Source organism: Vibrio sp. ArtGut-C1 (assembly GCF_002105475.1).
Taxonomy (GTDB): domain Bacteria; phylum Pseudomonadota; class Gammaproteobacteria; order Enterobacterales; family Vibrionaceae; genus Vibrio; species Vibrio diabolicus.
The window spans coordinates 31,582-44,596 of the sequence record NZ_NCTH01000013.1 but is presented as its reverse complement, the minus strand read 5'-3'; the positions used below and the strand labels follow the sequence as shown (position 1 = coordinate 44,596).

8 protein-coding genes are annotated in these 13,015 nt (G+C 43.9%); 3 read left to right on the top strand and 5 right to left on the bottom strand.

Going from position 1 to position 13,015, the window contains the following annotated elements; all coding sequences use genetic code 11:
• Nucleotides 1-154 precede the first annotated feature (154 nt).
• Nucleotides 155-3,319 (top strand): chitinase C-terminal domain-containing protein, encoded by a 3,165-nt coding sequence (locus B7360_RS13085; RefSeq protein WP_085343689.1) that lies wholly within the window; start codon nucleotides 155-157, stop codon nucleotides 3,317-3,319.
• 98 nt (nucleotides 3,320-3,417) lie between these two features.
• Here B7360_RS13085 and glgC read toward each other — a convergent pair whose 3' ends face one another.
• From glgC to B7360_RS13065, 4 genes are all read right to left on the bottom strand, one after another.
• Entirely contained in the window at nucleotides 3,418-4,635 is a 1,218-nt protein-coding gene (gene glgC, locus B7360_RS13080; RefSeq protein ID WP_006742254.1) for a glucose-1-phosphate adenylyltransferase, read from the bottom strand.
• 410 nt (nucleotides 4,636-5,045) lie between these two features.
• Nucleotides 5,046-6,794: a formate--tetrahydrofolate ligase gene (locus B7360_RS13075; protein WP_085343688.1), complete on the bottom strand. Its 1,749-nt coding sequence runs from the start codon at nucleotides 6,792-6,794 to the stop codon at nucleotides 5,046-5,048.
• A gap of 236 nt (nucleotides 6,795-7,030) precedes the next feature.
• Nucleotides 7,031-8,335, bottom strand: coding sequence for an inosine/guanosine kinase (locus tag B7360_RS13070; protein WP_005397615.1), 1,305 nt, complete (start codon nucleotides 8,333-8,335; stop codon nucleotides 7,031-7,033).
• Nucleotides 8,336-8,567: 232 nt separating this feature from the next.
• Complete coding sequence (locus B7360_RS13065) at nucleotides 8,568-9,038, bottom strand: CreA family protein (protein ID WP_005397614.1); 471 nt, start codon at nucleotides 9,036-9,038, stop codon at nucleotides 8,568-8,570.
• A gap of 262 nt (nucleotides 9,039-9,300) precedes the next feature.
• On the opposite strand from B7360_RS13065, the gene B7360_RS13060 reads away from it, so the two are divergent.
• Nucleotides 9,301-9,810: a hypothetical protein gene (locus B7360_RS13060; RefSeq protein ID WP_006742250.1), complete on the top strand. Its 510-nt coding sequence runs from the start codon at nucleotides 9,301-9,303 to the stop codon at nucleotides 9,808-9,810.
• Between the two features lie 194 nt (nucleotides 9,811-10,004).
• Entirely contained in the window at nucleotides 10,005-10,673 is a 669-nt protein-coding gene (locus tag B7360_RS13055) for an HAD-IA family hydrolase (RefSeq protein WP_005397612.1), read from the top strand.
• Between the two features lie 429 nt (nucleotides 10,674-11,102).
• Here the strand turns inward: B7360_RS13055 and B7360_RS13045 are convergent, their stop codons facing one another.
• Nucleotides 11,103-12,533, bottom strand: a complete 1,431-nt coding sequence (locus B7360_RS13045; RefSeq protein WP_085343687.1) for a methyl-accepting chemotaxis protein — start codon at nucleotides 12,531-12,533, stop codon at nucleotides 11,103-11,105.
• Between the last annotated feature and the right edge of the window lie 482 nt (nucleotides 12,534-13,015).

Sequence of the window (13,015 nt, the reverse complement as noted above, 5' to 3'; positions counted from 1 at the left end):
GTGGATTGTTGCGAGGCGGTGTGGAAAACTCGTAAATAGATAGTGTGAAATCACCAACTTGTACTTAAGTTATTTTACGTCGAAATAAAAGTATAAGTGCGCTTTGTTTAGCGCATTTAGTATTGTTTTAACAATAACTTAAGGAAGAGCGATTATGCACCTTAAAAACGGCAACGCAGTGAAAAGCGTGTTCACACTAAGCACTCTCACCGCTTCTTGTCTTATGGCCTTCAATAGCTACGCAGCGGTTGACTGTGCCCCTCTAGAAACTTGGCAATCATCAAAAGTTTATAATGGTGGTGACCAAGTTCAACATGAAGGTAATGCTTACAAAGCACGTTACTGGACGCAAAACAGTAACCCAGCGCAATCTGGTGAGTGGGGCGAGTGGGAAACACTTGGCGCATGTGATGGCACTGGACCGGTTGATCCACCTCAGAATGAAGTCCCGACTGTTACTCTAACATCGCCTTCTGCGTCGGCTTCTGTGACTGCGGGGGATGTTGTTAACCTAGCTGCAGATGCAGCAGATACCGATGGTACTGTTAGCAAAGTAGAATTCTTTGTTGATGGCGTATTAGTTGGTCAGGCAACGTCTGCGCCTTATGCTGCGTCATGGACAGCGACTGAAGGCCAGCACGAATTCTCTACTAAGGCGTATGATGATGCAGGTGCAGTGAGCACAGCAAGTGCTGTGACGTTAACTGTGGCACCAGCACAACCTGGTAACGAAGCGCCGACAGTGGATGTTGCGCTTTCTGCGACTTCTATTGACTTGGGTGGCTCCGTCACACTGACTGCGAATGCCGCAGATGCGGATGGCACCGTTGCTAAAGTTGATTTCTATGTGGCGGGCGTCCTTGCTGGCACCGCAACAACTGCACCATACACGCTTGATGTAATGCCTTCACAAGCTGGTTCGCTAAGTGTTTATGCGAGAGCAACCGATGATGCCGGAGCAACTGCAGATTCTGCACTTGCGACGTTAACGGTAAACGGTGGCGCGGTGACATCTAACTGTCGCCCTGATGGCTTGTATCAAACAACGGGTGTAGACGTCCCTTACTGTTCTATTTATGACGAAGAAGGTCGCGAGAAAATGGGCGCCGATCACCCACGTCGTGTGATTGGTTACTTTACTAGCTGGCGCGCAGGTGAGGACCCTCAATCTACTTACCTTGTTAAAGATATTCCTTGGGAGCAACTTACTCACATTAACTACGCGTTTGTGAGCATTGGTTCTGATGGTAAAGTAAACGTTGGTGACGTTAATGACCCTAACAACCCTGCTACGGGTAAAACTTGGCCTGGCGTTGAGGTAGATCCTGCTCTTGGCTTTAAAGGTCACTTTGGTGCGCTAGCGACTTACAAGCAAAAACATGATGTTAAAACGCTAATCTCTATCGGTGGTTGGGCTGAAACGGGCGGTCACTTCGATACGAATGGCGATCGTGTGGCTGACGGTGGTTTCTACACCATGACGACGAATGCAGATGGTTCTATTAACCATGCTGGCATCGAGAAGTTCGCAACTTCAGCCGTTGAAATGATGCGTCAGTACAAGTTCGACGGTCTGGATATTGACTATGAATACCCAACATCAATGGCTGGTGCTGGTAACCCTTACGACAAAGACTTCATGGAACCACGTCGTCAGTATCTATGGGCGTCTTACCAAGAGCTGATGAAAGTATTGCGTGAGAAACTTGATGCGGCATCCGCGCAAGATGGCATTCATTATATGCTGACTATCGCAGCACCATCTTCAGGTTACCTACTGCGTGGTATGGAAACCTTCGATGTAACTAAGTACCTAGACTACGTAAACATCATGTCTTACGACTTGCATGGGGCTTGGAATGATCACGTTGGTCACAACGCAGCATTATTCGATACAGGTAAAGACTCGGAGCTAGCCCAGTGGAACGTATACGGCACTGCTGCATACGGTGGTATCGGTTACTTGAACACAGACTGGGCTTACCACTATTTCCGTGGTTCTATGCCAGCAGGTCGTATCAACATCGGTGTTCCTTACTACACCCGTGGTTGGCAAGGTGTTACTGGTGGTGAAAATGGTCTGTGGGGCCGAGCAGCACTGCCAAACCAAGCTGAGTGTCAACCTGGTACCGGTGAAGGTGAGAAGAACAACTGTGGTCACGGTGCTATTGGTATCGACAACATGTGGCACGATACAGACCCTAAAGGCAACGAAATGGGCGCTGGCTCTAACCCAATGTGGCATGCGAAGAACCTAGAAAATGGTATCTGGGGCTCTTACGCAGCCGCTTACGGTCTTGATCCAGTTAACGATCCTTCGGATAAGTTTGTTGGTACATATACTCGTCATTACGATAGCGTTGCTGTAGCGCCTTGGTTGTGGAACGCAGAGAAGAGCGTGTTCCTATCTACGGAAGATAAAGCTTCTATCGAAGTGAAAGCTGATTACGTTATCGATAAAGAAATCGGCGGTATTATGTTCTGGGAACTGGCAGGTGACTACAACTGTTACGTACTGGATGCAAATGGTAATCGTACGGCAGTAGATGCAACTGAACAAGCTTGTGCGGCTGGTAATGGTGAGTACCACATGGGTAACACTATGACCAAAGCTATCTACGACAAGTTTAAGTCTGCAACACCGTACGGTAATAAAGTCGCGACGGGTCCGACACCAACAGAAGCGGTAGACATTGCAGTCAGCGTTGGCGGCTTTAAGGTTGGCGACCAAAACTACCCAATTAATCCGAAGATCACGTTTACGAACAACACTGGTCAAGCGATCCCTGGTGGTACTGAATTCCAGTTTGATATCCCAGTATCAGCTCCTGATAACGCGAAAGATCAATCTGGTGGCGGTTTGAAAGTCATTGCTTCCGGACATACTCGAGCAAACAACATCGGTGGCTTAGATGGCGTAATGCACCGCGTATCGTTCTCTCTACCTGCTTGGAAAGATTTACCAGCGGGCGGTACTTACGAGCTTGATATGGTTTACTACCTACCAATCTCTGGTCCGGCTAACTACTCAGTGATTTCTGGTGGTAAAGAGTTTGCGTTCAAGTTTGAACAGCCAGAACTGCCAATTGGCGACCTAAATGCAGGCTCGGGTGATGGTGGTACTACTGAACCAGGTACGTGTGATACGACAGGTTTAGTGACATACCCAGCTCTACCACAAACGGATTGGGCTGGTAACCCAAGCCACGCAAACCAGGGTGATAAGATCATCCACAACGGTGTGGTTTACCAAGCGAACTGGTGGACAGCGGCTGAGCCGGGCACAGATGGTAGCTGGTCAACGGTATGTAACATCTAATCGTTTTTGATTAACTGTTATAGCCTAACGTTAATAGGCACTTAAACAAAAGCGCACGATGATGACCGTGCGCTTTTTTTGTTGCGATGGTTTGTCGTTTAATCGAATTGATAACTTTCGGGTATGACGACAATACCTTTGTCTGAGATTTTAAATCGCTTCGCATCTTCTAGTTTGTTGATGCCAATTTGAGTATGTGGCGGAATACGAACATGTTTATCAACTATGCAGTTGACCAACTGACTTCCTTCACCGACCTCTACGTCATCAAAAATGATGGAATCGACAACCGTTGCACTGTCTTGAATACGTACGTTAGAGGAAATGATGGAATGCTGTACTGAGCCTCCGGAGTTGATGACACCGGTAGCAATGATGGAGTTAATAAAAATACCTTCATTGCCCGTGGCTGACGATACGGTACGAGCTGGTGGAAACTGCGGCTCGTAAGTACGAATCGCCCAATTGGATTGATATAGGTTCATTGGTGGTACTGGCTCTAGCAGATCCATATTCGCTTCATAGAAGGAATCAATGGTACCCACGTCGCGCCAGTAGCAATCCTTATCAACGCGCCCTTTACTGCCACAAAATTGATAAGCATAAACGGATTCCGTATCAATCAGCTTAGGTATGATGTCTTTTCCGAAGTCATGGCTTGATGAATCGAGTTTTGAGTCGTCTTCGAGTGCTTCTTTTAAAACATCCATGTCAAAGATATAAATCCCCATGGAAACGAGGCTTCTGGTTTTACTTCCTGGAAGGGTAGGTGGGCATTCTGGTTTTTCTATAAATGAAGTAACTAGCCCGTTTTCTGCGGTGCCCATTACCCCGAATGCTGAAGCATCCTCTACGGGAACATCCATACAGGCAACGGTGAGCTTAGCACCTTTCTCTTTATGCTCTTCAAGCATCGCGGCGTAGTCCATTCGATAGATATGATCGCCGGATAACACAACCACATACTTCGCGTCATTGCGCGATAGTAACCACATGTTGTGATAAATCGCATCAGCGGTTCCTTCATACCATGCACCACCTTTGCGCATTTGAGGTGGAACCGCAGTAATGTACTCGCCAAGCTCTGGATTGAATATTGACCAACCATCTCGCAAGTGTTTTTGAAGTGAATGAGATTTGTATTGGGTCAAAACAAGGATTTTACGTAAACCTGAGTGTAAACAGTTGGTTAGTGTGAAATCTATAATTCTATACTTTCCGCCAAAAGGTACTGCTGGCTTGGTTCTATCATCGGTGAGTGGGCTGAGCCTAGACCCCATCCCCCCAGCTAAAATTACGGCGAGTGCGTCTTCCATATTATTCCCTTTCCCTTTTTTGCATGCATCAAAACGGTGCTAACCAGGAGGAAGTGGTGTACAGCGCAGAGGTTTTGAAAGTGCATGTGCTGATGTGTTTACTACTGCAAACTTTAGTACAAGATTCGAGCCATAGAATATCTCTTTAAAAATCAAAGGGGTTAAAAGTTCATCGCAAGGTAATTGCACCACATTAGTGAAGTGCTAAGTAGGCCGTGCATCAAATTGGCGCAAGATTATAGGGAAGGGGAGAAAATAAGTATGGATTTACAATGTAAAGTGAGGATAAAACAGTAAGATAAAGATAATCAAGCACGCCTCTTCATCTGTTCAAAGTGAGTGGATATAGAAGTAAACCACTCACTCTTTAAACGTGCTTCCTTTATAGTCAACTATACGTTGACGTTACACTAAGAGAGACCGACGATATTTCCTTCATCATCAAGGTCTAAATTCATAAATGCAGGTTTATCAGGCAAACCTGGCATCGTCATCACCGTACCGGATAACGCATACACAAACCCAGCGCCAGCACACAGACGTAACTCGCGGATAGGGACGGTAAAACCTGTCGGCGCGCCTTTGACAGCGGAATCTGTTGTTATCGATAGTGGGGTTTTCGCTATGCAAACCGCTAAGTTGTTAAAACCTAGATTTTCAAAATGGTTGAGCTGTTCAGTAGCAAGGGAACTCATTTCTATATTGGCGGCACCATAGCCAGCTTCACACACAGCCATAAGTTTTTCGTGTAACGATTGTTCTTTATTGTATAAAGGACGAAACTCTGTAGGCTGGGTACAAGCGTCAATAACATGTTGAGCTAACTGAGTTGTGCCTTGCCCGCCTTGCGCAAAAGCGGTGCTGATAGCGACTTTAACTTCCGGATTAAATTGCTGAACCAGCTCTTTAAGTATTTTAAGCTCTTTCTCACAATCTTGCGGGAACTGGTTAATAGCGACAACAGCTGGAATGCCATATTTATGAACGTTATTAATGTGCCATTTTAAGTTTTCAAATCCCGCTTCCAATGCTGCTTGGTCTGGATTAAAAATTGAATCTGGAATGGCCATACCTGGTCGTAAATCGTAGTGTCCAGAATTTGCTTTGAGGCCGCGTAATGTCGCTACTATCACTACACAATCTGGCGCCTTGCTAGCGGCGGCAGCTTTAATGTTACACGCTTTCTCAAATCCCATATCTGAGCCAAATCCCGCCTCTGTTACTGTGTAATTTGATAGCTTTAGCGCGATATCGTCGGCAATAATAGATGAATTTCCATGGGCGATGTTTGCAAACGGGCCTGCGTGAATCAACGTAGGAACACCTTCCAGAGTTTGCATCAGTGTCGGTGCAATGGCCTCTTTTAATGTCACTGCCATTGCTCCTGCAACTTGCAGATCCTCCGTGGTTACCGGGTTTCCGTTCAAATCGTACGCTACGACAATTTTCCCAATACGCTGACGTAAATCTTTTAAATCTTTAGCCAGTGCAATGATAGCCATTAACTCAGACGCGGCAGAAATATCGAACCCTTCGTCGCGTTCGCATCCATTGATGACTTTTCCTGGCTCATTTAGCCCAATTTTGACTTTACGTAGTGCACGATCATTATGGTCCATTACTCGTTTCCAAGTAATGCTTGCCGTATCGATTTTAAGTGCCTTTAATCCAGTACGTGCTTCAAAGGCATCATAGCCTTCGCGTTGTTCATGATACAAGCGAGCATCAAGCGCGGCTGAAGCTAGATTATGCGCCGCCGTCACCGCATGGATGTCACCAGTAAGGTGTAAGTTCAGTTCTTCCATTGGAGCAACTTGGGAATAACCACCGCCAGCAGCACCGCCTTTAATACCGAATACAGGCCCCATAGAAGGTTGTCTAATACATGCGATAACGGATTGTCTAAGCTTAGCTAAACCTTGCGCCAGTCCGACAGTTGTAACGGTTTTTCCTTCGCCAAGTGGGGTAGGAGTGATCGCAGTAACAAGCACAAGCTTACCGTTATCATTCTCTTTTAGCCGCTCCAAACATTTTGGATGGACTTTGGCTTTGTGCTTCCCGTGAGTGTCATATTCTTCGGGTAGTAACCCTACTTTTTCCGCAATAACATCAATAGAAGAAAGTGGTGTGTTTCGGCAAATTTCAATATCTGACTGCATGGATAATCCCTAAAGTGACTCGCAGGTAGTGTTGAAAAACAATCTGAGTTGGAGCAAGTATTATTGTTGGGCAAACGTTTGCTCGGTGATGGTACGGTTTCGATTCGGTATGTAAAGAGTTTACTGCTCTATACTGTGCTACATACTAACAAAATCTACTATTTACTACGCCAGATCAAAACAAAAAGGCCACCAAATGGTGACCTTGATGTATTTTTAGCTTTAAAGCTGTGATCTTAACGATCCCAGTAAGTTTCTTCTAAGCTATCTTCTCGTTCAGGAAGTGCTCGCGATAGGCGAGGAGAGTGTTGCGTCAACACTTCATAGCTTACTCGGTTTGCATATTTACAGATCTGAGAAAGTGATGAGTAAGTCAAACAGCGTACTTCGTGCTTTTCTGAGTTAGGCACTTCTTTTTGATGGAAAGAGTTTGCAGCCATATCATGCAGTAAAGCAGAAAGCGCCGCATCACCTGCGCCGTTGGTGTTCTTAATCTCTAGTGGACCACCTAGGTAAGGACCAATGTAAGAGTATACCTTCATTGGCTTCTCACAATCTCCTTTACGCATCGCACGACTAAATTCGTATTGATTAAAGGCTTCAATTGAACCTTCAAGAATGTCGTGTGTGGTTTCTCGTTTTACTTTTTCGTCGGTGTAACCTGCCATGTATAGGCCATTTGGCCCAGCAGTACATAGAACAAGATCAACCCACTCAAGTGCTTTATCAGCAGCCGCTAGCGGTTCTGTCTCGCCTGTTAATGCCGCGCCTTCTTCTTCATTCATTGCAACAACAGATATGTTCTCGCGAATGTACTCTTGCCACCATTGCGCGTTACCTTCGATAACATACTTTGTGCCTAAAGTCAGTACAACAGGGACATCGTGCTTCTTGGCAAAGTCGATCGCTTTTTGTACCGCTTTCGGCATTGGATCCTCTTCTTTACCGCGCATGAGGTAAGAAGAAACAACTAGAGCTGATGCTTTCTCAAAGATCTCTTCAGGAATGCTTTCCGGAAGTAGTTGGTTCATGTGACCTTCATTGATAGCAAATGTGCGTTCACCATCTTGAGAAATCAGGGTATAACAACGACCAATAGGACCATCTACCGTTTGTAGGTGGTTGAGGTTCATGCGTGAAGAGGTGCGGCAAAGGTAACGGTAGGCAAAAGAACCAACTTGAATGTTCTTGGACATCACACCGAGCAAAACGGATTTGCTATCCGCCAATACTGAGTAATTGTGGAGCGTGTTGCCAATCGTGTCACCTGGGTATTGGTGTGTGATTAGGCCTTGCTCAACCAGTTCTTCGTAAAGTGCATCTGCTTTGCTTTCTTCAAGAACGAGTGAATGTCCTTTACTTAGGTTGTATTTTTCTAAAAACGCATCATCTACACGCGCTTCGATATCTACGATGGTTTGACCGACACCAACAATAGTTGGGCGATATAGCTTAGGCGCTTGTCGGATTTGGTTTACTAATGGATCTCGAGCGTGAGTTGGGAAGTAGTGTTTAGATTTACGCTGACCAGGAAACTTCATGCTTGTTCTTGAGTGAGAAAAAAAAGAGGCGGGATTGTATCACAAAAAAATGAAAATCGTGGCGTTTTATTACAAAGAAGTTTGCCCGCTGAAAAAACCAGCGAGCTGGAGAAATTGCGACCAAGATAGCCTAAATTACTGATGCTTATAGTACTGCAATTGGTCGCTTTTCAGATTGTTGATCGGTTATTCTCTTTAACAACGAGCTTGGAGCTACCCAAAATTAGCTGCGTTACTTTTTCACTTCAGTTGGTTCAACGTAAGCCTTGGTGCCCCAAAGTGGAACCGTCGATAGGCTGTGCTTAAAGCTACCGTCTGTCTCTTTTGTTGTGTAAGACAGGTAGAGTAAGGTTTGGTTGTCTGCATCATAAATTCGGCGAACCTTCATGGTTTTGAAGAAAATACTTTTTGACTTCTTAAATACAATTTCGCCAGACTTACTTTTATCTATTTTTGCAATCATTTCCGGCGTGATTTCGCCAGTCTGACGACAGGATATTGAGCTGTCACTTGGATCCGCTAAGCTAAAATCTGCTTCGATAGAAGCTATATGACACGTTACCCCCGTGACTACCTCGTCTTTTAATTCACCGACTTTGATGTCTTTCAAAGTAAACCAACCGAGTCCTACATCAGCAACATCGTTATCTGAACAACCAACCAGCGTAGTAGCAAGCAATGCACTTAACAGCATCTTTTTCATTATTTTTGTCCTTAACTAGGAAAGATATTGATGAAATCTATCAGAGGTTTGCAACTAAAACAAAATTTAGCCAAGGAAAGGTCTACGTACGCTAGGTTTGTTGTGGGCTTCATGCTAATGTACTGCTCTAAACGAAATGATGAGTTAGAGTGACCATACTTTCTCCCAATATGACTTTATATCGCTTGTCGCTCTGTCTAAGCTTCACTCTATGTGAGAATGAAATACTCTGCACATTTCGTTTTGCAACTAAGGTATCAAAATGAATGAACAACAGTTAGCCAGTATCGAGCGTAAAAATACATGGCTGTATGATCTGGTTGAAGTTGAATTTCCAACACCAGAGAGTCTGAAAGGGCGTGATGTCTATTTCAAAGCACTAGAACAAGCAACCTATCAAGTGGTCGACAAAGACACGCTACTTGAGAGTAATTCTGAATTTAGCTCTGACGATATTTTTCTGGTCGATTTTCACCGACTTACTATCATGTTTTCTGTCCTGCAGTCTCAGCGTTGGGATCAACAGTACGATAAAGATATGATTGTGGAATATCTCACTCAGATAATTCTAACGCCAGATTTTGAATTATATGTTGGTTTTAAATCTGGAGCTCCAATTGGTGCCGCTATTATTAGCCACCTTGAAGGAAACACGCTTATCTCTGATGTCGCGGTTTCTGAATCAAAATACAAGAGTTCGTTTGTGGCGGATCTTGCTAAAAGACTAAGTACCGAACACAAGCTTTTAGATTCGGTGATTATTGAAAGCTAATTTGCGCACTCAAATGCATAAAAAGCAAAGCAAGATGACGATAGGTGATCTTGCTTAGAAAAACTGTAATTGCTCCCCTCTATTTCCATGAAATGCCAAGCTCGTCGTTTCAACAATCCCAAACTTAAATAAGATTAAGCCAACATTTTTAAAATCAGCTAGGGCATTAGCCTTTAAGATGTCTGGAGATGGCTATGGCAATTACCAATATTAAGTGCGTGATATTTGATTGTGATGGTACGTTGGTCGATAGTGAACGATTGTGTTGCCAAGCTCTCGTCAATGTATTTAACCTGCATGGCGCAGAATTAACGATGGAAGAGTGCGTTTCTCATTTTAAAGGAGGAAAGCTCGCTGACATCCTGTTAGATACTAAAGAGCTGAAAGATATCAAAGTCCCTATTGATGTCTTAGAGCCGCAATACCGTGAAGAAGTCCAGTCTCTTTTTGTTCGCCACTTACAGCCGATGGATGGCGCAAAGCGTTTAATTCAGTTTTTGGATTCGCATAATATCGAATATTGTGTCGCGTCCAATGGGCCGAAAGATAAAATAGAATACGCATTGGAGTTAACAGGATTGCTCGATGCTTTCCAAGGGAAAGTGTTCTCTGCATTCGATGCGAATAGTTGGAAGCCTGAACCTGACTTAATTATGTACAGTGCAATGAGCATGGGCTTTTTACCGAGCGACTGTCTTTATATTGATGACACACCTAAAGGCGTAGAAGCGGGATTAAACGCTGGCATTAAAACCGTACAGCTATTTAATGGTGAGGCAATCAATCGTGTTGATGATGAACGCGTAATTCGCATTCAACATTTAGATGAATTAAAAGAGCAGCTATTTAGCTGCTCTGTTTAATCTCTTAATGGCACACCGTACTTAAGCTATGGATATGTTTAAGTTTGGACTGTAGGTAAGGGGTTTGATGTAGGCATTGGATGGATGAGAAGCTTTTTGTATGAAATCCGCAAGCAGCGCATGTGAATTTCTCTCCATCCGATGAAATGAGATATTCATCCCCCTGGCAGAGAGGGCAACTTAGGTTTTCGATGTCTTTTGTATCTTTGTAATTATTCATATTGTTTTCCAGCAGCAAATTGGAATTGGCAGGATTAAGCATAGCGGAACGCTTTGTTTATGAACATTATTTCATCAGGTACAGCGAGAACTTGAGATTCACTTCAAATATCCACTTGTGTGTAGTAGAAAATATCGACGATAACGGCTGAAAACGGTTTAAAGAAAAGGGCTCCTGAGGAGCCCTTGTTGATCATAAATGCTGCAAAGTTATGCTGTGCGGTAGCGTTGTAATACCTCACCAAGAGACACTGACGCCTGAGTGAGATTAGCTACCCCTACGGTAGATTGCTCTGCAACTTCTCTGATTGTACTCGACTGGCTGCGAATTTCTGAAAGCTCAGATGCAATATCGTTGGCGACTGCGCTTTGTTCTTCTGCTGAGGTGGAAATTTGGATACTCATGTCCATCAATGAGCGTGCGGATTCAGCAATAGACGTCACATCATGACCAATTTCATCAATAAGCTGGCTACTGGTTTGCGCTTGTTGAACGGTTCGATCAGTGATTGAAGCAATGTTTTGGCTCTCGGTTTGTAGTTTCTCAATCATGGCTTGAATTTCTACTGTTGCCTGTTGAGTTCGGCTTGCCAATGTACGCACTTCATCAGCAACCACAGCAAATCCACGACCTTGTTCACCAGCGCGTGCTGCTTCAATTGCCGCATTCAGAGCCAATAGGTTGGTTTGTTCTGAAATGGCATTGATCGTTGTAATAACGTCATTGATCTGTGTCGTGTTCTCATTTAAGTTGGTTACTGACGTGGAAGCCTGTTCAATATAGCTGGATAACGTCTCAATTTCTCCAATCACATTTTGCACGCGATTTCTGCTTAGCTCGATCTTTTGAGCATCCTGATCGGATTGCATCGTCGCTTGTTGGGAAATGCTGGATACTTCTTTTGCAGAGGCTGTCATTTCTTCCATTGCTGTCGCGACGGAATCGAGTGTTTGATATTGATGAGATATCTGCGTTTCGCTCAACTGCATATCTTTTTCGAATGCAGAAGATGTCTCACTCAATGTAGCCGCATTATTTTTCACACTGTTAACTAGTTCACTTAAGGTGTCCATCGATTTATCTAACGCGCAACCAATGGTGCCAAACTCGTCTCGGCCAGGATGAAAACCAAGGCGAGAGGTTAAATCACCTTCACCAATTTTTTCGGTTGTCGTATATAAAACCCACAGGGCGCCTCCTATAAAGGTCGCAACCCAGTAAGAGAAAAGGGCAAAAGGAACAACCCATAAAAAGCTGAGTAACAGAGAGGTTAAGGCTGACGACTTTGCAGATTCGTATTGCGCGGATACGTTTTGAGTCAACTTAATCACTTCGCCAGAATGCAACTTTGCATAAGCGGTGACAGAGCCATCAACAAAAGAGCTCTCGCTTACGCGACTTGATTTTGATACGCCGTCAATTTGTGGAACATGACCTGGTTGAGCGTCAACAATACCAGAAAGCTTCGCTTCGCTAGCAGAAATCGCTTGTTGTTTAAATTGTTGTATTTCATTGAAGTAGCGGCTTCCAGCCACAGAAGTGAGGGCTACTAAAAACAGCAGGAATATAACCCACATTTTGTCGTTGATAGACATCTTGATAAACAGCCTGTCTATTGTTCTAAACTCAACTTCTCTCATTTAAAGCTCCATTAGAGATAAAAGATATTGACCAAATCTATTGCTATATCGAAACAAAATATGCGAAGTTAATCAGCAAAATATGTAACGAAAACTAAATTTAGTTTAAGAAATGAGATCTAAGGACGCCTATAACGGTATGTTATATCTTTAAATTGACATAAATATTGATAAAAGAGCTATTTCTCTGAAGTGCTAAGTAGATATGAAATCTGGTTGCAAACGTTTACTTTTGATTCTGCTCATAGGTTTTTAAATCTTTACTTCTCGCTGTCATGAATGTGTCATATAAAGACTATAAAAAGGAGTTGTTGACGTGGAAATGGCAAGGCCAAGCCGTCAGCAAGTACAAGCAAGAGAGCTTAAAATAAAGGAGGTCACAATGAGCGACCAATACCAAAACGATGAGAGCCTAGAGCTGCTAGATGCGCTTGAAATTGGCATTATCTTGTCGGAATACGTTGGCTCAGACAACGAAGCCG

What these genes read in the sequence shown, in the direction of transcription:
- B7360_RS13085 (WP_085343689.1), top strand. Translation starts at nt 155, where the DNA reads ATGCACCTTAAAAACGGCAACGCAGTGAAAAGCGTGTTCACACTAAGC.
- glgC (WP_006742254.1), bottom strand. Translation starts at nt 4,635, where the DNA reads ATGGAAGACGCACTCGCCGTAATTTTAGCTGGGGGGATGGGGTCTAGG.
- B7360_RS13075 (WP_085343688.1), bottom strand. Translation starts at nt 6,794, where the DNA reads ATGCAGTCAGATATTGAAATTTGCCGAAACACACCACTTTCTTCTATT.
- B7360_RS13070 (WP_005397615.1), bottom strand. Translation starts at nt 8,335, where the DNA reads ATGAAGTTTCCTGGTCAGCGTAAATCTAAACACTACTTCCCAACTCAC.
- B7360_RS13065 (WP_005397614.1), bottom strand. Translation starts at nt 9,038, where the DNA reads ATGAAAAAGATGCTGTTAAGTGCATTGCTTGCTACTACGCTGGTTGGT.
- B7360_RS13060 (WP_006742250.1), top strand. Translation starts at nt 9,301, where the DNA reads ATGAATGAACAACAGTTAGCCAGTATCGAGCGTAAAAATACATGGCTG.
- B7360_RS13055 (WP_005397612.1), top strand. Translation starts at nt 10,005, where the DNA reads ATGGCAATTACCAATATTAAGTGCGTGATATTTGATTGTGATGGTACG.
- B7360_RS13045 (WP_085343687.1), bottom strand. Translation starts at nt 12,533, where the DNA reads ATGAGAGAAGTTGAGTTTAGAACAATAGACAGGCTGTTTATCAAGATG.